Below are 22612 nucleotides of genomic sequence, written 5' to 3'. Positions count from 1 at the left end.
TGTGACGTGATGGAAGATGCTGGCTATGCTGTTTATCCTATCAGGACTGGTATTAGCGAATGTGAAGATAGGGCTAGGTAGAAAGTCTGCTTTCAAATAGCAGCAAATGAATTAGTAGGTTTAGTTGTCATGTTACTAGGACTTATACTTTTAATCTTTAACTTCGCGGATAGAAAAAAGATACTCGATCATAAGGTTGTCCAATGAAAGTTATGAAACCACACAATAACTTAAGTAATTCACTGGGTGTTTCATTTGCCCTAGCAGCAGCCGCACTTAACGCCACGATAGGTATATTTAGTGTGCTACTAATGAATACCGGACTCAAAAGTAATGATATTGCATTTTTAAAAACTATTATTGCTTTTGTCTTGCTATCAGCGCTGTTAAGCAAAACGCCAAAGCGCATGCAGTATCAGCATCTTATCACTACTGAATTTGTCGGTTCTAGTAATAAGCGAGTTATGTGGACAGTTGCTATTTGCGCCTTTCTCGGCATTTTTACTTTGTTTGTATTTGAGACTAAGGCTTATGAGTATGGCAACCCTGCTAATGTCGTAGTGGTATTGATGGCAGCGGCAACTATATCAGCAACCCTATTTAGTGCACTACTACTTAAAGAAAAATTATTACTAAGTACTATTCTCGGAATATTATTGGCCGTTACTGGGATATTTGTTATTTCTTGGACTAGCAGTGTCAATTTGAACTTAATCTTCTTTGCATCGCTGGCGGGTAGTGGTTACGGACTGTTTTCAGTATTGATGCAACGTTTTGGTTTACAAGGTGGAATTTATTTAACCAAATACTTATTACTATTTGGCTCTGTGTTCTTATTCATCCCTTTTATTGTGACCTTTGAGCCTATCAACATAGGTTATCCATCCGTTTTAGGCTTACTGGGCTTGGCTACTTTCCCAACGATCTTGGGATTCTATTGCACGACCAGCGCTTTAAAGTATTTGCCTGCGTCTAAGGTACAAGTTCTTGAGTTATCAGAGCCTCTATTTGCTATGTTTTTTGTGTGGTTAATATTGCATGAAGCGGCGACTATGAGGTTTTGGGTAGGAGCATGTTTGGTTATTTTAGGTGTTATAACAATTACTAATTTATCCAAAAAACCTACGTTAGTTAATAGCAATAAGTAGACATCTAAACGCTATATTTTAACTGTCTTTTTTTACAATAAGTTTTAACGATGTCGGATACTGATACTGCTCTAACAATGATGCAGGACGTACAGGACGGTGGGTTAAATTACCATCACAATTAGGGCAATGCTGGTTTAAAGCACTAGTCGCACAAGAGGCGCAAAACGTACATTCGAAACTACAAATCATCGCATCAGTAGCATTAGGCGGTAGGTTTTTATCACAGCGCTCACAATTGGGTCGCAGCTCAAGCATATTATTTTCCATTTTCATTAGTAGTATTAAGTGATATCAAATAGAGAGACTTTATCTCACTTTTAGCTTTTTAACCTATATCAAACTCCATACGTCTTGCAGTTGTTTGCATAGTCTGACTATCTATTAACTTCTCCACACAGTACAGGCTAGCGTGAATACCTGCACTTATTCCTGCTGAGGTGACAATATTAGTCGTCTTATCGCTAGCATCGACAAAACGAGTGTTAGCGATAACTTCAATATTGGGATAGGATGCTAAATTATCCAAATCCATCCAATGGGTGGTTGCAGACTTGCCAGCCAGCAATCCAGCTTTAGCTAATAGCAAAGCGCCCGTACAAACTGAAAGCGTTAACTTGGTAAGCTTTGCTTGAGAGATAATCCAATCTATAACTACTGGATTGTTTATCTCAACCTTCTCAGCACCATAACCGCCAGGAATAACTAAAATGTCTATAGTGGGATGATTGTCGAAGCTATAATCAGGGATTACTTTTAGCCCATTTCTAGCAGATATCGATGCTTGATGTTCAGCAATGGTAATGACCTTGAAGTACTTATCACTGGTATTAGCAGCCTCAGCCAACGAAAAAACCTCAAAAGGCCCTGCAAAGTCTAATACTTCTACTTCGTTAAAAAGTAATATGCCAACGGTTCGCATAGTTGTCATAGGGTGTCCTTGGGTTAATATTATTAAATTAAATATCGCTCATTTATACCCTTATAATCAAGCTTAATCTTCATTTACCTTTTCAACTAACATTACCATCTTGTCAGCTTCAAACGTTCCAAGCCCTTTCAATCCTGCGATAACCCCTACTCTATTCTCAACCGTTTTATTTTGACTCAGCTTAAACTGCGCTTGAACATCGGTTATATCGACACGAATACCAACGATGGCGCGACACATCGCCTGAATGTACTCTACAGGCGCATCATAAAGTGACCAAGGATTAGGCTGGCTGGCTTCAAAATTAGCCGTTTGCTTTGATAAGATTTCAATAAGCGTTTCAGGCGCGGTTAATAAGCTGACATTGCCCATAATATGGACACTACGATAATTCCATGTCGGTACTTCTTTATGAGTTACTGCTTTACTAGGATACCAATTAGGACTTATATAATGTCCAGCATCTTGAAAGATGATCAGCCACGGCGCAGCAAGATTGGCACTGTTACTTAGCGCATTTACCTTAGCAATATGACCATATAGGCAACCAAACTCACTACCATCATCTTGCCAGTACATGGGAATATGACAAGCTTCCAGTCCGTTGCCCGTTTGTGCAATGACCGTCACTAACGGCTTTTCTTTAATAAACGCTTGTATGGTCTCAAAACTGTCTTCTTTAAAAGCTTTAGGGGTAAACATCATGGCTCCAAATCGTTGTATTGTATATATGGAGTAATAGTACGACTTCACCACTTAAGAATACCGATGCATTTTTTAAAATTACCAACAAAGTGTATAGTTAGATAGCCCTTGACAGTTATGGGCACACTTTCTGAATTCTAATAATAAGCCAACTACTTTATGAACGACACTCTCACTCTTAATCCTAATATCAGTAAAACAGCAGCTGTGATCGAATGGGTTCAGCAGCGAATGGATAGTCAAATCTACAAACCCTACCAGAGAGTGCCTTCCGTACGTAAACTAGCCATGATTTTGGATGTTTCGAGCTTTACCGTGACCCAAGCTTATGAGCAACTAGTCGCTACGAATGTGTTAATGGCTAAGCCAAATTCCGGCTATTATGTTTTACCTCAAGTGAATTATGATAGAAATCCAGAGCTTGTGGAAAAGGAGGCTATGGTTGATACCAGCTGGCTAGTACAGCAGATGTTGAACGATATTCCTAATCACCGAGCACCAGGATCAGGTGAGCTGCCTGTTGAGTGGATTAAGAATGATAGGATGCAATGGGCGGTTAGACAGGTTAATCAAGATATCGATAGCTTTATATATAACTACGGTGAAACTCAAGGTTATTTACCTTTACGTGAGCAATTAGTACAGTACTTAGACTTGCTAGGCATTCATACTAGTGCCGATAATATTATTACTACAACAGGAGTTTCGCAGGCTATTTTGACGGTTATTCAGCTCCTACTAAACGTAGACGATACGGTCTTAGTGGATAGTCCTGGCTGGTATTGGACGTCGAGTACCTTACAACAACAAGGCTATCAGGTGGTATCAGTTGAACGCGACCACCAAGGCCCAAACATTGAACGAATGAGACAGATTTTAGAAGAGTATCGTCCCAAGTTATACATTACTAACAGCGTACTTCATAATCCAACATCCTATAATTTACACCCTGCCCGCGCCCATCAAGTTTTAAACTTAATGCATGAATACGATGTTTGTATTTTTGAGGATGATTTATACGCCGCATTTTTACCTGATGAAAAGCCGCTTAGGTATGCCAATATAGACCAGTTTGAGCGAGTATTTTATGCCACTGGTTTTTCAAAGTCGATGGCGTCCGGCTGGCGCGTGGGCATGCTGGCCAGTCCTGATAGATTTATCAAGCAGATACTTAAGCTTAAAACCCTTAGCAATATGACCTCACCTGAGTTTGGCGAGCGCGTGGTTCATCGGCTGTGGACGCAAGGAGAATATCGTCGTCAGCTCAAGAAAGTACATCAGAAACTCTATATTGCCCATCAAGATATGCGAGATGCGCTATTTAAAATAGGTATCACTTACCCTGAACATACCAATCCGGGTATTTTTGTGTGGATAGATACTGGCGTGGATTCTGGAAAGCTAGCCTTAGAGGCTTATAAAGAGGGCTGGCTTGTTGCCCCTGGTCAGTTATTTAATCCAAGTGCTCAGCCTTCAACGTATTTAAGATTAAATGTGGCGACGACGAGTCATGAGTTTCTGAGATGGTTGGATGTGTACATAAGCTCACAGCATAAATAATTCTTAATAAACAATATTCATCAATATAAAGACAGTAGTTGAATACCTTATGATTAAAGAAAGTAGTTTTAAAAATCTGTTATATATCCGAAGCTATTTGAATACAGCGAGTGAGGGGCATTTCCATGATTTCAATCAACTGATTATTCCATTAACGACCTACCTCGATACAGGTGTGCGTGATAAGACCGTACGCATTCATTACGGAGAGGCGCTATTAGTCAGCAAAGGTATTTTTCATAAGTGTTTATCAGATAATAACTTCAAATTTCTGACTGTGAACTTGCATGAGAATATTGATAGCTTATGGACATCAGAGGCAAGTATGCATTTTTCGCTAGATGAAAAGACTTTGCTGTTTTTAACATTTATGGAAAAGCAATTACAGTCCGCTTGCGATCAGCAGGCAGAAGCGCAAATGTTTGCTCTGCTAAAAACATTGTTAGGATCGATGACACCTGTAGGTAAGACAAACCCGCGTTTACTATTAGTTATAGAGACTATGAAGAATGACTTAGCAGGTGCACATACTATTTCATCACTAGCGCAGATAGCGTGTTTGAGTGAAAGCCAGTTTAAAATGACGTTTAAGAAACAGTTTACATGTACGCCTTTAGCATATCTAACAGAGATTAGAATGCAGTCAGCTTTGGGCCTTATGCTAAACACCGATATACCTGTTGGAATAGTTGCTGAGCAATGTGGATACAATAATACCCTCTCTTTAGTGCGTAATTTTAAAAAACGATTTAATCAAACACCAAGTGAGTGCCGCAAACGTCATTTGGCACATTCGAGTTGATAGTAAAATATATCTTCAAAAAACATCCTATTTGTATGTAATGCCGTCTTTTTTGATGCTTGAAGTAAGCTTAATTACGCTATGATAATTTATAGCAATTGGGACAAACCATACCAAAACACCTTTGTTATTAATTCAGTTTATCAACCTATTTTTAGGTAGGGAATGGAACCTATTTTGGAAAGCGTAATGAATAAAAAATCTTCAATACCCCAGTCTGACCAGATTGTAATACAACCTCTTAACTCTGCCGATTATGATAATTGGCTTGTATTATGGGATGCATATTTAACGTTTTATAAAACGTCATTACCACTGGAAACTAGTCAGTATACTTGGCAGAAACTGTTAGACAATAGCGTGCCTATTTTTGGCTTTGGTGCCCATAAAAATGGCCTGCTTGTGGGCATTGTTCATACTGTATTGCATCCGAACACGTGGAACAATACGGACGTTTGTTATCTAGAGGATTTATACGTGGCGGAATCTATACGAAATTCTGGAATAGGACAAACTTTAATTAAGCAGGTGTATACTTTCGCTAAATCTAAAAACTGCAATCGGGTCTATTGGGTGACACAGGAAGAAAATACAACTGCACGCAAACTTTACGATAAACTCGCAACGCTTACTGACATGGTTCAATATCGACATAACTTATAACAACTCCTATCTATTTAGCATACATAGTAGAGTCGAGTAATTTCGGCTCTTTTTTATTGCTCGTAATTTAGGTTTAAAACTCAGTTTTTTAAAGAAAATTAATGAAGGTTTTTATGTTTGGAATTACTGATTTAGTTGCATATGTGATTGGCTCTATTATTGTAATCGTGTTGCCAGGGCCAAACAGCTTATATAGTTTGTCGGTTTCAGCCTCTTATGGTGTACGCCGAGGCTATTACGCTGTCGCTGGTATTTTTGTGGGTGATAGTATTTTGATATTGCTAACAGTACTAGGAGCAGGTACTTTATTAAAAATATATCCTGCATTGTTTATCGCTATGAAAATGATTGGCGGCTTATATTTAGTGTACCTCGGACTAAAACTGTTGATGAAAGCTTATGAGACGTATCAAAATCGAGCTTTAGCATCTTTATCTAAAGAGATGTCTAGAACAACCGTTTTAGCTGTGCCTGATAAATCAACTAATCGAAGCTTCTTAAGAAAAGGTATGTTATTAAGTTTAACCAATCCAAAGGGAGTTCTGTTTTTTTTATCTTTTTTTGTACAATTTGTCGACCCTACCTACTCTAAACCACTGGTCTCATTTTTAGTGCTGGCTATTATTTTGCAAGTATTAAGCCTGTGCTATCAGAGTCTGATGGTATTATCAGGTAAACGTTTAGCAATGCGCTTTCGTCAGTATCCATAGTTAGTGGTCTTGAGTATGGGATTGGTAGGCTTGCTATTTATTGGCTTTGCAGCGAGCTTGTGGTTAGCTCAATTGGGGTGAAATAGAATATTATTAATAAATTGAATCGAGAACTGCTTGATAAACAAACTCAGGTGGTTGAATACTTACCTCCTCTTATGCACAAAACACAATATTTTTATTTGAAATGAACTATATACGACAAAGGTTGATTTTATGACTTCTGAATTTTGGAAAAATGCATGGCAAAAGAGCCAAACTAATTTTACTCAGAAAAAACCAAACTCTATGTTAACGCATCATTTCAAAGCACTTAATACATTTAAAAATGGACGCGTTTTTGTACCTTTATGCGGTAAGAGCGTGGATATGCTATGGTTTACCAGTCAGGGTTTTGACGTTATTGGTGTTGAGCTGTCAGAGATAGCAGTTATACAGTTTTTTGCCGAAAACAATTTGCAAGCGACAGTATCGCTACATCCAACTACCCCTAGCCTCACTTATTATCAAGCTGAACACGAAGGACAAACTCTCAAAATTTGGGTGGCTGATATATTTGATTTAAGTCCCATTGATATTGGAATAATAGATGCTGTCTATGATCGTGGTGCATTAGTTGCTCTTCCAGATATGAACCCTGATAATCTACGTACACGCTATACACAGAAAATTATGGTGCTTAGTAATAAAGCAAGCCAACTTCTGTTATCTTTTGCTTATGATGGCGAAAAGCAGCGCAGTGATAATAATAAAAACTTGCCCCCTTTCTTAGTGACACAATCTCAACTTGAGCAATACTATGCTGAGTATTATGAGATAAAATTGATAGCAGAAGAGAAAGTAGACTATGTTTCTACCGCAGGTGATTCAGGATATCGCCTTGTATATACCTTAGTATATAAAAATTAATTCCTAATCTACATCTGGCTTGTCTAATCAAGAAGTGATCTAGAATGTTCGCTGTTTTAGTAAAGAGTTTTGATGGTAAAGTTGATATTAAGAATTAAAAATTCTGCTTTAAAGTTAATAAATCTTTTAGTCAAAGCGAAAAATAACTCGTTAAAGCCAACGTTAAAGGGGATCATATGTTAAATGTTAAGATTAAAATTTTGAGCGTGGATGAGTCTAACGATTTCAGAACTATCAGACTTTCAGCCTTGGAAAAATCTCCCGAAATGTTTGGATCCACCTATATAGCAGAAGTAGAGAAACCGTTGGTTTTTTTCAAAAGCTGTTTATCAAGTTCAACTGTATTTGGCGCCTATTATAAAAATAAAATTATAGGTTTAGCAACCTTAACACAAGAGAATGGAATAAAATTTTCTCATAAAGCCTCTTTATCAAGTGTATTTATTGAAACTGAGTTTCAAAAAAAAGGCGTGGCAAGCATCTTACTTAGTGCAATCATAGAATATAGTGAAAAACATGTAGAGCAAATTTTACTTACTGTTGCCGATGATAATAAGCCTGCGATTCATCTTTACAAAAAATTTGGTTTTGAAACTTATGGTATAGAAACACAGGCAATGAAAGTTAATGGGCAATATACTGATGAGATTTTAATGAAACGATTTATGTCTTAACAATTTTCACCATGACTAAAAATATATGTTCAGCAAGCTATAAGGGAGGAGATTAAGAGTTTTTTAACTCAATGCCTAACATCTATTACCAGTCTTGCTTGGGCAAGCTCATCAAGATATTGATCTATCATTTGGGTATTATCCTTATCCAAATGGGCATCCCATTCATCAAGCATGACAATCGTACTTTGGTCGTCCTCTCTAATTTCTTGAATTTGCTTGATGAGTTGTTGTCCTGTTGAACCTCTATGGGCTTTGTCAGTTTTGTAATTGAAATACAAATTGTGCTTGGCAGGTAAATAGTAAGCCTGTTCTTGGTAGTGGTCTTTGAGCTTAAGTAACATACAGGATTTACCAACGCCATTATTACCAACCAACGTTACTCTACCTTGCTTGGGTAATTGTGTTGAATTAAAAATTTCCCCTGTTTGCTTCACATGTATTTGGTTTGCCTGAATGTAGGTATCTAAATCCACAGTAGTAGGTTTTAAAACCTCTAAGATGCCATCTAGCATCGTTTTAATAACGCCAATACTGGTATGGTAGCCAATCAAGGCATAGCACATTTGCAATAGCTGAATTTGTCTTGGCAGAGTGGCGATTAGCACAGCCATCGTCGCAGCATCATGCCAATTTTTATTAAAAATAAAAGCAGTGACCACAAAGACAGGCAGCATCAATATGATCATGCCTAAGCTTGAATTGATGTGCTGGATCGAGGTAGATTTAACGCTATTATTCTTGGCTGTTGCAAAGCTTTTCTGAACAATATTGTTATAGAGCGTGTAATTATGCTTATTGAAAATAACGACGTTATCCCAACTGTCAAAAAGTTTAGCGGTTAAACTCAGCCGTGATTGCTGGTCTGTTTTAGCAGCCATTTTTAGGGTGTGTCGTCTGAAATGCACAAACATTGAGGCAAAAATAATACCTACTGCATAACCAAGCAGTAAGGTGCCATCTAAAAACCAAGCTATGACCAACACATTAAATAAGACATTGAGTACCAAAGCTGAAATATCAAAAATACTATCAATGACCGTCTCAAGGGTGTAATTACTTTCCTGAGCGAGTGTTGTCGTTGCTGTACTCTGCAATTCATCGCTGGATAATAAATGGGTCTTACCTAAAAAAACAGTATGAAAATTATCATTGTACAGCTTATGAGCATCGCATTTAGCGCGTTCTGTATTGGTGACACAAAAGTATGCAGGTATATAAACCGCTACTAAAGATACGGCAAATAGCACCATATATAAAATTGAAATAGTGTCCTCGGTCAGACTTTGTGCAAGGCGAGCAATAAAATACGTTGATGACGCCACAATAATTTGCTGTATTAGCAAAAATACTAATGCTATACGCAAATGCTTGTTTGAGATAATTTTATAGATCAAGACTTTTAATATCCCTTAAAACCGAAGCATATGAGTCTAGCAAATAATGGCTTCTTACTGACGTATAATCTGCTGATTAAATTTTCAGGTTCTTTTAGAGCATACCAAATGAGGCCATCTAAGAATATATATTTGAATATCACAATGCATATTAAAATAATAAATTATAGTGTTAACTTCATTAAATAATAGGATAAGCAGTTATGAGAAAGAGACTAGCAGCATTTTTGCTTACTTGCATCATGCTGACAGGGTGTAATAAAGCCATTGATACTCAGATGAATAGCATTCAAAACAATGTTCCAACCGTGAAATCGGATGTTGAGAAGGATTTTGAAGATCTCACAGTACAAGCTAATCTAGGAGACGCTTCAAGCCAAGGACAATTAGGGCTTATATATTACTATGGTAAAGGCGTTCCTCAAGATTATTCAAAAGCATTTTATTGGTTACAACAAGCAGCTAACCATGGAGACAAAGAAATGCAGGGAATGCTGGCATTGATGTATGAGAAGGGTCAAGGCGTGGGTCAAAACGATACTAAAGCATTTAAGTTATATAAAAACTTAGCCGATGACGGTATTGATTTATACCAATCAAAAATTGGAGATATGTATCTTAAGGGTAAAGGCACAACCCAAAGTGACGCTAAGGCTTTTGAGTGGTTTAATAAGGCAGCTAATCAGGGTGATGCTGCAGCTCAATATAGCCTTGGGGTGATATATGCCGAAGGCAAAGGCGTTCCTCAAGATGATACTAAAGCATTTGAATGGACTCAAAAATCAGCCAATCAAGGGCATGCTATAGCTCAACGCAATCTTGGGGTAATGTACGTCAAAGGAGAAGGAGTAAAACAGAATATCGTTTCTGCAAAAGAGTGGCTTGGTAAGTCTTGTGATAAAGGCTATCAAGATGGTTGCGATGATTATCAAAAACTTAATGAGTAAAGTTGTTAATTCACCCACTTTAGAAATCGATTGTTGGTATAGAGAATATTTATAATCAAGAAAGCCCTAAAAAACTGGACGCACAGCCATCTGTTTATTTCCTACACTATGAATCAAACAGGCTTCTAGATACTTAGTCTGATATATTTGAGTTTTTACAGCCCAATTGATATCCATTTTCACAAGCTTTGATAAAATACTTTTTCGCTATAACTGTATTTTGACGTACACCGTGGCTAAATAAGTACATCATACCAAGGTTATATTGAGATCTAGCATCACCTTGATTGGCGGCTTTTAGATACCACTTACCGGCTTTAGCATAATCCTGAGGCGCACCTTCGCCATAGCTATAAATTGTTCCAAGTTGGTATTGGGCAGGAACATATCCTTGGTCAGCGGCTTTTGTATACCACTCGATAGCTTTAGGGTAATCCTGACGTACCCCTTTACCCTCGTAGTAAGCGTTACCAATGTTGAATTGAGCCTCAGCATCGCCTTGGTTGGCTAATTTCTGCCACTGCTCAACGACTTTGGCATCATTTTGACGCACACGACCGCTCTTTCGATGTGGTACGCCATGGATGAATTTCATGGGACCAATCCCTTGGTTAATAGCTTTTGCACGCCACTCGAGATGTTTATCGTAATCCTCATCTGTACCTTTGCCATCGTAATTGTAGAAAGTTCTACTAAGTTCGAATTGGGCTTTAGCGTAGTTTTGGTTAGCGGATTTTGTGAACCATTCAATAGCTTTAGAGCGATCCTGATCTACCCCTTCGCCATCGTTGTACATTATTGCAAGGTTATATTGAGCAAGATCATATCCTTGGTTAGCAGATTTTGTATACCACTCAACGGCCTTAGCGTTATCCTCGCGTGTACCTTCGCCATCGTCGTACATGACTGCAAGGCTATATTGAGCCTCAGCATTGCCTTCATTGGCTTGTACTGTAAGGTCTTCAAATTCTTTTTCAACAGCTGATTTTACGGCTGAAACTACGTTTTGAGGCCTACTCATCTGAGTATCAATGACTTTATGACATCCTGTCAGCATCAAGCCAGTCAATAAAAATGTTGCTAGCCTTTTTTTCATAGCTGCTTGTCCTGTTCGTTAATCAAGATAACCCTATAATTTATCAGCCGATCTCATCAGGTGTACTACAGATAGACACATTCAATTTCGAATTATAAGTGTTGTTGTTTTTAAGGGAAGGATACAGCCATCTTCGGTAATTTCACAATCTGATAATCATAGATAATACAGCGTGACTCACAACTAGTATTACGATCAGCGGGTTGGAGCTGACTCAACGTCTGCCAATTCTTCCCGTCCTTTGATCGAAGTACTTGCTTATCTTTATTGGTAACAACAAAATCCTCTGATGAGGGCGATAGCTTACTGATGTAGTAATTAAATCTACTGTCATCCTTTGGTAGCTTATTAAATGTCCATTTTTTATCATGGTAAATATAAAGATAACCATCAGTTTGTAATAATAGGATATCTGAATTATTTTGTAGATTGCGTGGACCTGCACTTAATAGATTTTCAGTGGATAAATTGCGCCAATTAGTCAGATTATTAGAAGCATAAAGAGCCATAGCGTCGCCCGTTAGTAAATACTCACCAGCGAAATAGTCGGCGTCATAAAAAGCAGGCACATTTTTTATTTGCTGTTGTCTCCAGCGCTCACCGTCACGACTGCTAGCTACTAATCCGTATTGACCAGTAGCGATAAATCCCCCATTTAGATAACGAATGCTAGTAAAAGGATTGCGGCCTTGAGAATAAACTTCCTCCCAATTCACGCCATCTCTACTACGTACAATAACGCCAGTATTATTATGTGGTGGTACGCCCTCACCTGCATCATAAAACCATCCATTAGCAAAGATTAAGCTTCTTCCTGACACAGGTATCCTAGAAGGAGCAGGTGTCCAATCACGACCGTTAACAGAAATATAGGGCTGATAGCCAACTTCAGCAATCACTTTGGGAGAAGTTATAGGTGCTACTAGAGATACAAACACCCCATTACCCTGTGCTATGAGACTTCCAGGCGCTTCAGGCATAAGCTGCCATATGACTCCTGTTGGACTATTATCAATAATAATTGGCTTACCTGCATCGCTTAAAGTGTTTTTACTAATAGGGCTAACGTTACTGCTTCCAGGTTTTAACGGTGAAGTTGACGTACTCGCACAGCCAACGACTACCCCACCAAGGCTTATGATAAGAGGAAGTATCAGAGCGTTGATATTCATAAGAGCGCGTACTTTAAGCATAATCATACCCTGTATAAAACAGCCTGAAATCTAACTAAATAAAATGTGAGTGACTTTTGTATAATGCGATATACCCCTACTCACTATTACTCACTATTACTCACTATCCAATTCTATTATCCTGCCACTACCAATCAATCTTGCTACGGCTTATTCACCTGACCTAAAAATAATATTGCATCGGTTTTATTGTCTTTAATCACAAACATAAACGGGTGATCGGCTTTAAACTTTACCGGTGGATGCATAGAACCAGATATGTCTACTGAAACAGCACCTGTCGATGCCGCCGCCTCTGTTCCTATTTCATTAACGTCGATCACTGCTTGATGATAAATATCGTCAATAGCGATGGGCGAGCTATCTTTAAACACGTTAAAATTAGCTTGATTCCCAAACGCGCTTGGCATGCCCATATCCGTCAGTACTGCTTTCATCGGGTAGCCTTCGTCTATCTTAAACTTTGGTAGATTGAGTTTGATATCGTGCTGCTTTAGACGTTTGGTCCAATCATTAATTTGTGTCGTCGACAAATTCTTAACAAGCGTCTGCATGCCTGACGGCTCTTTTGACTTTGGTAAAACCACTAGCATCGATAGTTCATTGCCCTTATAAGATAGCTCCACGACTTGTACTTGCTCATCTTCGCTATACTTAAAGTCAGTATTCTGGAACATCATATCTACATCACTAGTTGTACCATCGAAATAATGAAAAGGCATATCACCACTGACCGTGAAACGACTGAACCAATCCGCTTTAAAGTAAACTACATTGGTCAATATCGCCGAGGTATTCGGCTGAACACTCTCTTTTGAGAGCAGTTCAGGAATCATCTGATTGGTATGTTTGGCTATCTTGTCATTAATCACTTGTCGAGCAGCTGCGGTGTTGTTTTTGAAATCAAGCGTGTTGATCTGTCCACCATAGTAGCGTTTTACTGTGTCGACATAGGCTTGGTTGGGAGTACGACCCTGTTGCAGCCATAAGTCATTAATGGTGTTCAATTTATAGTTCGGGCTGGGTTTGTTAAATTGATTATAGAGGGCGGCACTGTTTGGATTCAGAATGGGTAAAGACGGATAGTAGAAGGTTTTTTGAATTTGCGCTTTGGTATTGCCTTCTGCTGTGGCATACAGCATGGCTACGGCACTGGTTAGGCTATAAGGTGAGAAGAATACGTTAGCGTCCACTTGATTTGATTGACCATTTAGCTGTTGATACATAGCCACTGCGAATTGGTTGTTGGCATTGACAACGGCGTCTATACCTTCAGATGTTGAGGCAGAGTCATCCGCAGTATTAGGGACATCTTTGCTATCAGCTTTAGAGTCCACTTGCTCTTTAGTCTTGTCTGGCAAGGAAGGTATATTGGTCACTGTTTGGGCAGCTTTGGTGTTTACGAAGCTATTATTACAGCCAGTAATGGCCAACAATAAGCCGCTAAGGGCAAGACTACTGACGATATGCTTGTTCGTCATAGTTTTGATTGGGTTGTGGTTATTCATGGTATTTTATACTTTTGATATCAATAATATCTTGATTATATACAGGGAGATAAACTGTTTTAGTAAACATATGCTAACAAATTTTGAGATAATATATGAATCAGCAATAAGCGTATGAGGTATTTATGAAAAAAAATTTGTTGAAATGGCTGGTTATACTAGTGGTAATGGCTTCCGCAGTTTGGATATTTCTAGATATCGTAAGCGTGAAAGAGACCAAGTCATTTAGTAGCAGTGATGGTGATATTCTCAATAGCCCTGCGGCCGATAAAATTTCCAGCTTCCTCACGATCTTTAGCAATCAAGGGAATGAAAAGGAAATATTCTATGAAAAACTTGATAAGCTGGAAAACGTTAATCGTGAATTAGACGAAAGCGTAGAAGCAGTAGAAGATGAGACCTCTGAAGACAAGCATAGCTATGACTAATAGTATTTATTTTCGACGGTGCAAACGAACCTAATTAACTCACTCTATATTTTAATATGAACTCTGGTAACAGTAGAATGCTTAAATGGATTGTGCTTTATATTTTTCTTTGCTTACTCTTCAGATGGCTTATTTTCTCTGATATTACAGAGAGATTTGGCTCTTGGGGCTGGACTTCAGATCAAAACAAGCTTTACCTGTCGATTATGTGGGTGTTCTCAACCTTTGTATTTCTGTACGGCATATTCAACAGTAGTTTTCGCAATTCTTTTTTACTAGAGTATTTGTTTTAAACGCGCTCATCTTTTTATAGTTAGAAAACCAGCATTAACCCTTCAAATCAGAGCAGGTCATGAAACCTCTTAATTCATTAGCAATGTGGGAATCTATAAAAAAGACAGTCGGAACCGACAGCTGGGAGAGCTACTTTAATAAACATGGGGCAGACGGTACATTGCTAGATACTGATGACAATGTCAGCTTCATTAATCCAACTAATGATAAAGCCATCAAACTTACTTATGATCCAAGTAAGAAGAGCCTTATAGATTACTGGCTCAGTAGCTTTGGCGATGAAGAGTCAGGCAGTGTTGAGGTACTTAATATTTATTATAGGCATCAAGATGAATCTCTACCGCTTATTGAGCGTCTCATAAAAGATTGGCCTAATGAGGGTTAAAACACTTAAATAAATAGGGTGCAATAAGCTTTATTGTCTTTATCAAATTCTTTGCCCAGTAATTTAACAGGCCTCAACGTTTTTCCTCCGTCGCTTGAAACCATAACCATCAATTCTTGGTCTTCAAAAGTATTCAACTCCTCAATAATTTGAGCGATACTTTTTTCTTCAGTGCCCCATTCATTTTGGATAATCATAGTTATCATCTCTCTATAATCGTTTAAGGTAGGTACTTAACGAGGTATGCTGAGACTGTCTCAACAATCTTAATCATTTATTTAATTAGCCTACAGCTAAATTCCAATTCCCTACTTGGGAGGCGCACCCGTTTGAGCAGATCAGTAAGTAAGTAACATATAAAAAATGAGTTTTGATATCAGCAATGGTATTAGATTAACAGATCCCTTTAAGTCAGTTGCTTTGCTTTATCAGTCACGCGCATATTAAAACCACAATCAGAGCGTTTTTTCTTATCTGCCAAGGTTAAGTCAGATTGTGGCAGCGGCTTATTTGAAAAGTTTGGTTGTATGGCCTGGGTCAACTTATTGAAATCACTGTCGCTCATATCTGTTGCAGCAAGTGATTTGTCTAATGCGCTTGTGGCTTTCTTAAAATGATTGTCCGCTGCTGTGCTCTTAGTCGTACTCGTACTATACAGCGCATCACAAGACATCAAACTTAACCCAAGTATCATTAAGCCTGTCACTTTATATAAAGCATTAATTGCAACTCCTTATTTTATATTCCCGTAGTTTTTCATTAAATACAGGGGCGTTATATCCACTGCCCAAACCAAAACTTAACCTTTTCCCAAAATGATGTTTGAGGGTGGCTTTCTTGTTCCAATGTACTATGGGTATTAACTGAATCGGTACTATTACTTAATCCGCTTTTATCAGTGCTGCTAGGGTACGCAGCGTTCAGTTTATTACAAGTAGGGTATTTATCTTGTAGCTGCTGTAAATAATAAGCTTGATCTTCATCTATAAAGCCATCTAATATGCCAACTTTATAGCTACTGTCATGACCACATTTACCCTCTACTCGGTTCCAGGCTAAAAAAGACACCAATGGTTTACCAACTATTAACTTATCATTTTTACAGCTCAGTGTCGCGAGCGAAGCCACCGTATAGTTTGCTGGCTCATTACCACTGGCCGCATATGCTAGGCCAATAACTAAGTCGTTTGGCTGGATACCTTTCAACTCAAAATCACTTTGCCAGTGCTCAGGAGTAGAATAAAAAAACCACATTTTAAGGGTGCGAAAAACGAAGCGTGAATTACTAAATTGCAAGTCAAAACCTTTTTGCTGATTATCCATTAATGTGGGCTGCGATGATTGCAGACGAGCAATAAATACATCATTTGGTGAATGCGGCATACAAGCCCATATGGTTTGCATGGAGAAAAATAGTATGATCAAAATAGGTATGCGATATAAAAAACGCATTTAATGTTTTTCCTTATCCATAACATTCCACTTTTAGGTCACAAACCATACGTTATCTAATTGGCATTTAGGTTGAGGTTTAATACGTTCATCGTCAATGGTACTGGCGAGGCCGGGAAACCTATAGCCTTCACCTATTTTATATTCTATAAATGGGCTGCTTTGGTACAAAAGGACACCGTATGAACTATTTTGGCGCAAAACAGTATTGTCAGAAAAGCGAGTGGTGTTCTTTGGAAATACCAGTGCACTTTCTCGACTCCTTTCGCCGAAGAAATCTATATCATGTTGGACGACCAGACAGTTATCCTTAATCAGAAGCGTACCGTCCGTAATGTGAGTACCGCCATCTATTGAGTTTTCATAGAGTGGAGGATTGTATTCTAAGATCTCTATTTTCTCCTCAATAGCTTTAGTCAACATTTTTTCTTTTTCCTGAAGTGATTTATCTGCAGGCTCGTTTTTAGCGGCACAGCCTGAAAACAATAAAGTCATCACAACAGCCGAGCAACTTAAGGTATTCAAGTGAAAACGCTGCATCTTTAATCACTCCAAAATAAATATCACTAAGGCTTATTCACTTGCCCTAAAAACAATATCGCATCGGTTTTATTGTCTTTAATTACAAACATAAATGGATGATCGGCTTTAAATTCGACGGGATAAGACATACCAACGTACATACCTACAGCACCCGCTGCTGCCGCCGCTTCCGTGCCTTTTTCATCGACGGTGACTACTGCTTGATGATAAACCTCATCGAGCTTTATCGGTGGGCCATCAGCATATAAGTTAAATTCAGCCCCATTATTAAACGCTTTTGGCATACCCATATCAGCGAGCAATTTTTTCATCTGATAACGCGCATCTAACTTAAACTTTGGCAGTTGAAGGTTCACCTCTTGTCTTACTAAGCCTGAACGCCATTGCTTAATCTTAGTTGCACTTAAACTCTTAGCTAATTGCTGCATAGCAAGTTTATGATTGAGTTTGGGTAATACTACGAGCATAGATAGGTCATCGCCTTTATAAGGTAATTGCACGACCTGTATATGTTTGTCCTTATAATAGTCAAAATAAGACTGTTGCCGCATCATCTGGACGGTAGAGGCTCTACCGATAGCATTATAAAAAGGCTGGGCACTGGTTCTTTCAGCTGCAAAAGGCATGGTCCAATCCCCCTTAAAATAGACGGCGTTGGTTAGTACCACGGCAGTATCAGATTTAATGCTACCCTTAGGTAGTAGTTCAGGAATCATTTGCTTGGTTTTCTCAGCGATCTTTTTATTAATGGTCTGACGCGCAGGATCAGGACTGCCTTCAAAATCAAGAGCGGTCACTTGTCCGCTGTAATAACGTTGCACGGTGTCTATGTAAGATTTAGTGGGTGTTAACCCTTGTTGCATCCATAAATCATTGACCGTGGCAAGCTTGTAGTCGGGATTGGGTGTATTAAATTGGTTATAGAGTGCTGCACTATTAGGGTTTAGGATAGCTGGTGCTGGATAATGAAACGTCTTCTGAATTTGCGCTTTCGTTTCCCCTTCGGCTGCGGCATATAGCATGGCCATCGCAGTAGACAAGCTATACGGTGAGAAAAATACGTTCTCATCTACTTGCTCAGACTTGCCGTTTATCTGCTGATACATGTCAATGGCCAATTGATTGTTGGCAGTGACGACTTCAGCAATACCCTCTGGTGTTGGGGTCAAAGCCTTTACCTCAATCGGAAGCGCTTGATGGTTAATAGTTGGCTGATTATGAGGAATGGTATCTGTTACAGCACCAGTTCTATTATTTCTTATATTACTGTCACAGCCAGTGGTCATTAATACTAGGGTAGTAACAGCTAAGGCGCTGATAATACGATTATGGGCTGTGTATTTAAAATAGCGAAGTGGGTCATTTTGCATATCAGGCTCAACAATAAATTATAATTAAAAGAATGGCTCTATTTCGGCTGCTGTATAGGGAGCTACGCAGCTGTATATTTGGTAGTTTTAGAACAACTGATTTACTTTGTATTCATCATCCCAGTTGTTTTGTATTAACGTTTTTAGCTCCTCTTCACTTTGGAATGTGCTGAAATCTTCCCCGTACCACTCTATTAGAGCGTCCTTTGTTATCTTATATTCTTGATGATCAAAATTAAACGTTATCCACTCTGCATTTTGAATCAACGCAAATAAGTAAGTGGCATTATATATCACGGTCCTTTTATCATTTTTTTCTGACTCTGACCCATCATAATTTAAGATGATCCCATAGGGTGTCTCTTTTGTTTTAAGCTCGAGCCCCCTGAAGTTATCTGATTGCATAGAGCGATTTACAATATTGATGACTGCACTATTATCACCAACATAGGCATTCTTGTATTGAAACACATCTTCTTCAGTGGTCTTCGTATTACATCCACTGGCGACGGAAATCACTAACAGTGAACACGATAATAATTTAAGCATTTTTTTCATAATGTCTCATCAACAGTCGTTTAATTCTTATTGCCATAATTCGCTTTTTTAAGGCTTATTCACTTGCCCCAAAAACAATATCGCATCGGTTTTATTGTCTTTAATCATAAAGATAAACGGATGATCGGCTGTAAACTTAACTGGCTGATTTATAGGAGCAGAAGCTTCTACTGCTACAATGGCTGTCGCTGCTGCCGCTTCGGTCCCTTTTTCATCGACAATGACCACTGCTTGATGATAAATATCATCAATTTTTATCGCTAGAGGCTCATCAAATAGTTTGAATTTGGCTTTGTCTTTAAAAGCGCTTGGCATACCCATGTTTGATAGCAAACCTTTCATATCGTAGCGCTCTGCAAGCTTAAACTTTGGCAAGGAAATATTTACTTCTTGAGTGACTAAATCTTTATTCCATTCTTTAATCTTATCAGCGCTCAAATCATGCACTAGCTGCTGCATCGCGGCTTTGTCTTTTGATTTCGGTAATACCACCAGCATAGACAAGTGGTCGCCCTTATAAGGTAGTTGCACAACCTGCACTTGCTTGTCCTCGCTATAGCCGAAATCAGCCTGCATATTCATCATTTTGACATCAGAGGGTTCGCCTGTGAGGGGATAAAAAGGCTGCTCATAGGTGCTATTTGCCTCAAAAGGCATTTTCCAGTCGCCCTTAAAGTAAACCGCGTTGGTTAATACTGCAACAACACTAGATGGAATGCTTCCCTTTGGTAGTAACTCAGGAATCATCTGATTGGTATGCTGAGCAATTTTTTTATTAATGATGAGCCGCGAAGGATCAGGACTACCTTTAAAATTAAGGGTGGTCACTTGACCGCCATAATAACGTTGTACGGCATCGACATAGGACTTAGTAGGTGTTAGCCCTTGCTGCATCCATAAGTCATTGACTGTGGCGAGCTTATAATCGGGGTTTGGTTTATTAAATTGATTATAGAGCGCGGCGCTATTGGGATTGAGAATATCCATTGAGGGATAATAAAAGGTCTTCTGAATTTGCGCTTTTGTTTCCCCTTCCGCTGCGGCATACAGCATGGCCATCGCCGTAGACAGGCTATATGGCGAGAAAAATACGTTTTTATCTGCTTGGTCAGGTTGACCATTTATCTGCTGATACATAGCAATGGCAAACTGGTTGTTGGCATTAATGACTTCCATAACGCCATTTGAGGTTGACGCGGAATCATCAGCAGCTACAAAGCCATCTTTGCTAACAGCCTTATAATCAGAATTATTTTTAGTCTTATCTGGCAAGGATGACTGTTCTGAGATTGATGCGGTATTGGCTACACTGTCATTAGACTTAGAATCTTTCATAGTACTGTCACAGCCAGTAACCAATAATAATAGACTACTGATAGCCAATGCACTTATGATACGGTTACCATGTGCTTTTTTAAGATAACAATACTGATTATTCTTCATATCTGCTTCACTAATAATGTAGAGTTAAGATGATGCCATTCTAGTATCATCTCTATACAATCGTTTAGTGTATTTTGGTAAGCAAGCTGTACTGAACTTAAGAGTGCCTAAAAATAATTAGCGGATAACTATATTATTGATTTTGCATGATTTCTAATGAAGTAGCAGTGGTATTGGTCAATCGTAAAAGTGAGAGAAATATGGTTTTTAATAAGAATTTTCTAATAGGATTGATGAGTATACTTTTAATATCGTGCTCATATTTTGAGAAGGATAAAGGCAAAATTATCATAAATAACGAAAGCCCTTATCTCATATCTGACGTACGCGTCAAGTATACCAGCTCCAAAAGAGTGGACTTAATCGGAGATTTGCCGCCTAACTCCTCTTATCGCTACGCTATCCAATATACAAGCTATGAAGATTCAATATCTATTGACTATACTGATCAGGATAAGAAGACCTATTCTAGAGATGCAGTGCCCTATGCCGCTTCATACGATAAAGAACGATATACATTTACTATAAGATAAAAATGGTCTATACATCAGGATGAGATAGCTTCAACAAGACTGGTAATGGATGTTAGGCATTGAGTTAAAAAGCGCTTAATAGGATTGATAGATACACCGCTGTTATCTCAATAATCTAAAACCCATCACCTTTAAAAACTAAACCCCTTATTTGAATATTTTCTGAAGATAATCACAGCTTGCTTGGTAGTCGTTATCGCAAGATACCTCTAACCACTCTTTTGCCATAGATTTGTCTTTATTAACACCCAAACCCTTATAATACATCAGCGCTATAAGATACTGAGCGCGTTCACTACCTTTGCTCCATGACCCATCAACCGTATTACGGTATCTATTTCTGGCCGCTTGTTCATACCACCTAAAGGCTTGAGTATAATCCTGAGTGACGCCAATCCCATCATAATACATATCACCCAACTGATATTGTGTCAGTAAATTTCCTTTACTCATCTCTCCACGACCCAAGAAGTAACTATTACTCGCCGCTTTTTTGAACCAGCTTAAGGCTGCATCATAGTCTTGTACAACACCTATTCCCTCAAAGTACATTTTCCCTAGACGGTATTCGGCATGTGTCTTTCCAAGACCAGTATAACTCTCCCGACTAGCCGCTATCTCAAACCATTCTTTTGCTTTGATCTTATCCTGAGTAACCCCTAAGCCGCAATCGTACATGACTCCCAAGTTATACTCAGCATTAGTATCACCTTGAGCAGCAAGCTTTTCAAAGATATGAAAGGCCTTTTTATAATCTTGGGCAATACCTAAACCGCCATAATACATCAGCCCCAAGCTATATTCAGCATACATTTTTGTGTATTGAGCATCCGTTTTTTCATTAACAGCGGCCTTCTGATAATAGGTAAAAGCTTGACTGTAGCTTTGAGGCGTACCTGCACCATGATAGTACATCTCTGCAAGTTGATACTGAGCCTGCATGTCATCAGTATCGGCTAATTTTTTATATAATTTAAAAGCCTTGGCGTAATCCTGAGGTACGCCATACTTACCCGCATAATAGATATAGGCAAGGTTGGCTATTGCAGAGGTATGTCCGTTATCAGCAGCTATCTGATACCATTTAATTTTGTTTATAGAATCATAAGCTTGAAGACCAAGCATGAATTGAGCAGGACTATATCCTCGAATGGCAAACCATTCATACGGTTTCCTGCTATCTTCGGGCAAGTCTAAGTTCTCTAAATATAGCTTGGCAAGCTGTTGCTGATTATCGTTGTCTTCTAGCTGTTCAGTTGCTTCTTCTGCTATATAATCAGCTGCTATAGCGGATACAGCCAGTCCAAATGATAATACCGAGATTGTTATATTCTTGATTAAATACTGTTTGAATCTTTGCATA

24 protein-coding genes and 1 pseudogene are annotated in these 22612 nt (G+C 38.6%); 10 read left to right on the top strand and 15 right to left on the bottom strand.

Translation table 11 applies throughout. The annotated features are described in order from the left end of the window. The first annotated feature begins 203 nt into the window (after nt 1-203). The gene (locus tag AOC03_RS01510; RefSeq protein ID WP_227514260.1) at nt 204-1148 is read left to right on the top strand and encodes a DMT family transporter; all 945 of its coding nucleotides are present in this window, start codon (nt 204-206) and stop codon (nt 1146-1148) included. 18 nt (nt 1149-1166) lie between these two features. Here the strand turns inward: AOC03_RS01510 and AOC03_RS01505 are convergent, their stop codons facing one another. From AOC03_RS01505 to AOC03_RS01495, 3 genes are all read right to left on the bottom strand, one after another. Then, nucleotides 1167-1406 (bottom strand): DUF1272 domain-containing protein, encoded by a 240-nt coding sequence (locus tag AOC03_RS01505; protein ID WP_062533282.1) that lies wholly within the window; start codon nt 1404-1406, stop codon nt 1167-1169. Nucleotides 1407-1476: 70 nt separating this feature from the next. After that, nucleotides 1477-2079, bottom strand: a complete 603-nt coding sequence (locus AOC03_RS01500) for a DJ-1/PfpI family protein (protein WP_062533281.1) — start codon at nt 2077-2079, stop codon at nt 1477-1479. A gap of 63 nt (nt 2080-2142) precedes the next feature. Continuing rightward, nucleotides 2143-2784 (bottom strand): FMN-binding negative transcriptional regulator, encoded by a 642-nt coding sequence (locus AOC03_RS01495; RefSeq protein WP_084785736.1) that lies wholly within the window; start codon nt 2782-2784, stop codon nt 2143-2145. A gap of 159 nt (nt 2785-2943) precedes the next feature. Between AOC03_RS01495 and AOC03_RS01490 the strand changes: the two genes are divergently transcribed. From AOC03_RS01490 to AOC03_RS01465, 6 genes and pseudogenes are all read left to right on the top strand, one after another. Further along, nucleotides 2944-4344 carry a PLP-dependent aminotransferase family protein gene (locus AOC03_RS01490; protein WP_062533279.1) on the top strand — a complete coding sequence of 467 codons (1401 nt, stop codon included), beginning with the start codon at nt 2944-2946 and terminating at the stop codon, nt 4342-4344. 49 nt (nt 4345-4393) lie between these two features. Then, nucleotides 4394-5146, top strand: coding sequence for an AraC family transcriptional regulator (locus tag AOC03_RS01485; RefSeq protein WP_062533278.1), 753 nt, complete (start codon nt 4394-4396; stop codon nt 5144-5146). Between the two features lie 189 nt (nt 5147-5335). Further along, the gene (locus AOC03_RS01480; protein WP_062536354.1) at nt 5336-5809 is read left to right on the top strand and encodes a GNAT family N-acetyltransferase; all 474 of its coding nucleotides are present in this window, start codon (nt 5336-5338) and stop codon (nt 5807-5809) included. A gap of 113 nt (nt 5810-5922) precedes the next feature. Then, nucleotides 5923-6600, top strand: a pseudogene (leuE, locus tag AOC03_RS01475) (leucine efflux protein LeuE). Between the two features lie 135 nt (nt 6601-6735). Beyond that, the gene (locus AOC03_RS01470; RefSeq protein WP_062533277.1) at nt 6736-7428 is read left to right on the top strand and encodes a thiopurine S-methyltransferase; all 693 of its coding nucleotides are present in this window, start codon (nt 6736-6738) and stop codon (nt 7426-7428) included. A gap of 176 nt (nt 7429-7604) precedes the next feature. Continuing rightward, nucleotides 7605-8102, top strand: a complete 498-nt coding sequence (locus AOC03_RS01465) for a GNAT family N-acetyltransferase (protein ID WP_062533276.1) — start codon at nt 7605-7607, stop codon at nt 8100-8102. Between the two features lie 68 nt (nt 8103-8170). Here AOC03_RS01465 and AOC03_RS01460 read toward each other — a convergent pair whose 3' ends face one another. After that, nucleotides 8171-9427 (bottom strand): ATP-binding protein, encoded by a 1257-nt coding sequence (locus tag AOC03_RS01460; protein WP_227514259.1) that lies wholly within the window; start codon nt 9425-9427, stop codon nt 8171-8173. A 275-nt stretch (nt 9428-9702) separates the two neighbouring features. On the opposite strand from AOC03_RS01460, the gene AOC03_RS01455 reads away from it, so the two are divergent. After that, complete coding sequence (locus AOC03_RS01455; RefSeq protein WP_062533274.1) at nt 9703-10446, top strand: tetratricopeptide repeat protein; 744 nt, start codon at nt 9703-9705, stop codon at nt 10444-10446. A gap of 133 nt (nt 10447-10579) precedes the next feature. Here the strand turns inward: AOC03_RS01455 and AOC03_RS01450 are convergent, their stop codons facing one another. The 3 genes from AOC03_RS01450 to AOC03_RS01440 form a co-directional block, all read right to left on the bottom strand. After that, complete coding sequence (locus AOC03_RS01450) at nt 10580-11542, bottom strand: tetratricopeptide repeat protein (RefSeq protein ID WP_062533273.1); 963 nt, start codon at nt 11540-11542, stop codon at nt 10580-10582. A gap of 110 nt (nt 11543-11652) precedes the next feature. Next, on the bottom strand, nt 11653-12714 hold the full coding sequence (locus tag AOC03_RS01445) for a hypothetical protein (RefSeq protein WP_162199616.1): 1062 nt from the start codon (nt 12712-12714) through the stop codon (nt 11653-11655). Nucleotides 12715-12878: 164 nt separating this feature from the next. Further along, on the bottom strand, nt 12879-14243 hold the full coding sequence (locus tag AOC03_RS01440) for a serpin family protein (RefSeq protein ID WP_062533271.1): 1365 nt from the start codon (nt 14241-14243) through the stop codon (nt 12879-12881). A gap of 125 nt (nt 14244-14368) precedes the next feature. On the opposite strand from AOC03_RS01440, the gene AOC03_RS01435 reads away from it, so the two are divergent. Together AOC03_RS01435 and AOC03_RS01430 are read left to right on the top strand one after the other, a co-directional pair. Continuing rightward, nucleotides 14369-14671: a hypothetical protein gene (locus AOC03_RS01435; RefSeq protein WP_062533270.1), complete on the top strand. Its 303-nt coding sequence runs from the start codon at nt 14369-14371 to the stop codon at nt 14669-14671. A gap of 352 nt (nt 14672-15023) precedes the next feature. Continuing rightward, nucleotides 15024-15350, top strand: a complete 327-nt coding sequence (locus AOC03_RS01430) for a hypothetical protein (RefSeq protein ID WP_062533269.1) — start codon at nt 15024-15026, stop codon at nt 15348-15350. Between the two features lie 5 nt (nt 15351-15355). Here AOC03_RS01430 and AOC03_RS01425 read toward each other — a convergent pair whose 3' ends face one another. The 8 genes from AOC03_RS01425 to AOC03_RS01385 all read right to left on the bottom strand — a co-directional run bounded on the left by AOC03_RS01425 (nt 15356) and on the right by AOC03_RS01385 (nt 22611). Continuing rightward, complete coding sequence (locus AOC03_RS01425; RefSeq protein ID WP_062536352.1) at nt 15356-15547, bottom strand: hypothetical protein; 192 nt, start codon at nt 15545-15547, stop codon at nt 15356-15358. A 209-nt stretch (nt 15548-15756) separates the two neighbouring features. After that, nucleotides 15757-16023 carry a hypothetical protein gene (locus tag AOC03_RS01420; RefSeq protein WP_157049269.1) on the bottom strand — a complete coding sequence of 89 codons (267 nt, stop codon included), beginning with the start codon at nt 16021-16023 and terminating at the stop codon, nt 15757-15759. Between the two features lie 101 nt (nt 16024-16124). Continuing rightward, nucleotides 16125-16733 (bottom strand): hypothetical protein, encoded by a 609-nt coding sequence (locus AOC03_RS01415; RefSeq protein WP_157049268.1) that lies wholly within the window; start codon nt 16731-16733, stop codon nt 16125-16127. Between the two features lie 102 nt (nt 16734-16835). Continuing rightward, nucleotides 16836-17342: a hypothetical protein gene (locus AOC03_RS01410; protein WP_062533266.1), complete on the bottom strand. Its 507-nt coding sequence runs from the start codon at nt 17340-17342 to the stop codon at nt 16836-16838. A gap of 26 nt (nt 17343-17368) precedes the next feature. After that, nucleotides 17369-18715 (bottom strand): serpin family protein, encoded by a 1347-nt coding sequence (locus AOC03_RS01405; protein ID WP_062533265.1) that lies wholly within the window; start codon nt 18713-18715, stop codon nt 17369-17371. An 87-nt stretch (nt 18716-18802) separates the two neighbouring features. Next, complete coding sequence (locus AOC03_RS01400) at nt 18803-19273, bottom strand: DUF4825 domain-containing protein (protein ID WP_062533264.1); 471 nt, start codon at nt 19271-19273, stop codon at nt 18803-18805. Nucleotides 19274-19321: 48 nt separating this feature from the next. Then, nucleotides 19322-20716, bottom strand: coding sequence for a serpin family protein (locus tag AOC03_RS01395; RefSeq protein ID WP_062533263.1), 1395 nt, complete (start codon nt 20714-20716; stop codon nt 19322-19324). Nucleotides 20717-21396: 680 nt separating this feature from the next. Next, on the bottom strand, nt 21397-22611 hold the full coding sequence (locus tag AOC03_RS01385) for an SEL1-like repeat protein (protein WP_062533262.1): 1215 nt from the start codon (nt 22609-22611) through the stop codon (nt 21397-21399). Between the last annotated feature and the right edge of the window lies 1 nt (nt 22612).

Source organism: Psychrobacter urativorans, assembly GCF_001298525.1.
GTDB lineage: Bacteria > Pseudomonadota > Gammaproteobacteria > Pseudomonadales > Moraxellaceae > Psychrobacter > Psychrobacter urativorans_A.
This window is presented reverse-complemented; position numbering and strand designations above follow the sequence as displayed.

Excerpts from the sequence above, each read along its gene's own strand:
- AOC03_RS01445 (WP_162199616.1), bottom strand. The coding sequence starts at position 12,714 with ATGAATATCAACGCTCTGATACTTCCTCTTATCATAAGCCTTGGTGGG.
- AOC03_RS01415 (WP_157049268.1), bottom strand. The coding sequence starts at position 16,733 with ATGCCGCATTCACCAAATGATGTATTTATTGCTCGTCTGCAATCATCG.
- AOC03_RS01435 (WP_062533270.1), top strand. The coding sequence starts at position 14,369 with ATGAAAAAAAATTTGTTGAAATGGCTGGTTATACTAGTGGTAATGGCT.
- AOC03_RS01430 (WP_062533269.1), top strand. The coding sequence starts at position 15,024 with ATGAAACCTCTTAATTCATTAGCAATGTGGGAATCTATAAAAAAGACA.
- AOC03_RS01510 (WP_227514260.1), top strand. The coding sequence starts at position 204 with ATGAAAGTTATGAAACCACACAATAACTTAAGTAATTCACTGGGTGTT.
- AOC03_RS01410 (WP_062533266.1), bottom strand. The coding sequence starts at position 17,342 with ATGCAGCGTTTTCACTTGAATACCTTAAGTTGCTCGGCTGTTGTGATG.
- AOC03_RS01440 (WP_062533271.1), bottom strand. The coding sequence starts at position 14,243 with ATGAATAACCACAACCCAATCAAAACTATGACGAACAAGCATATCGTC.
- AOC03_RS01385 (WP_062533262.1), bottom strand. The coding sequence starts at position 22,611 with ATGCAAAGATTCAAACAGTATTTAATCAAGAATATAACAATCTCGGTA.
- AOC03_RS01400 (WP_062533264.1), bottom strand. The coding sequence starts at position 19,273 with ATGAAAAAAATGCTTAAATTATTATCGTGTTCACTGTTAGTGATTTCC.
- AOC03_RS01455 (WP_062533274.1), top strand. The coding sequence starts at position 9,703 with ATGAGAAAGAGACTAGCAGCATTTTTGCTTACTTGCATCATGCTGACA.
- AOC03_RS01470 (WP_062533277.1), top strand. The coding sequence starts at position 6,736 with ATGACTTCTGAATTTTGGAAAAATGCATGGCAAAAGAGCCAAACTAAT.
- AOC03_RS01500 (WP_062533281.1), bottom strand. The coding sequence starts at position 2,079 with ATGACAACTATGCGAACCGTTGGCATATTACTTTTTAACGAAGTAGAA.
- AOC03_RS01465 (WP_062533276.1), top strand. The coding sequence starts at position 7,605 with ATGTTAAATGTTAAGATTAAAATTTTGAGCGTGGATGAGTCTAACGAT.
- AOC03_RS01450 (WP_062533273.1), bottom strand. The coding sequence starts at position 11,542 with ATGAAAAAAAGGCTAGCAACATTTTTATTGACTGGCTTGATGCTGACA.
- AOC03_RS01495 (WP_084785736.1), bottom strand. The coding sequence starts at position 2,784 with ATGATGTTTACCCCTAAAGCTTTTAAAGAAGACAGTTTTGAGACCATA.
- AOC03_RS01395 (WP_062533263.1), bottom strand. The coding sequence starts at position 20,716 with ATGAAGAATAATCAGTATTGTTATCTTAAAAAAGCACATGGTAACCGT.
- AOC03_RS01425 (WP_062536352.1), bottom strand. The coding sequence starts at position 15,547 with ATGATTATCCAAAATGAATGGGGCACTGAAGAAAAAAGTATCGCTCAA.
- AOC03_RS01490 (WP_062533279.1), top strand. The coding sequence starts at position 2,944 with ATGAACGACACTCTCACTCTTAATCCTAATATCAGTAAAACAGCAGCT.
- AOC03_RS01420 (WP_157049269.1), bottom strand. The coding sequence starts at position 16,023 with ATGTCTTGTGATGCGCTGTATAGTACGAGTACGACTAAGAGCACAGCA.
- AOC03_RS01485 (WP_062533278.1), top strand. The coding sequence starts at position 4,394 with ATGATTAAAGAAAGTAGTTTTAAAAATCTGTTATATATCCGAAGCTAT.
- AOC03_RS01505 (WP_062533282.1), bottom strand. The coding sequence starts at position 1,406 with ATGCTTGAGCTGCGACCCAATTGTGAGCGCTGTGATAAAAACCTACCG.
- AOC03_RS01405 (WP_062533265.1), bottom strand. The coding sequence starts at position 18,715 with ATGCAAAATGACCCACTTCGCTATTTTAAATACACAGCCCATAATCGT.
- AOC03_RS01480 (WP_062536354.1), top strand. The coding sequence starts at position 5,336 with ATGAATAAAAAATCTTCAATACCCCAGTCTGACCAGATTGTAATACAA.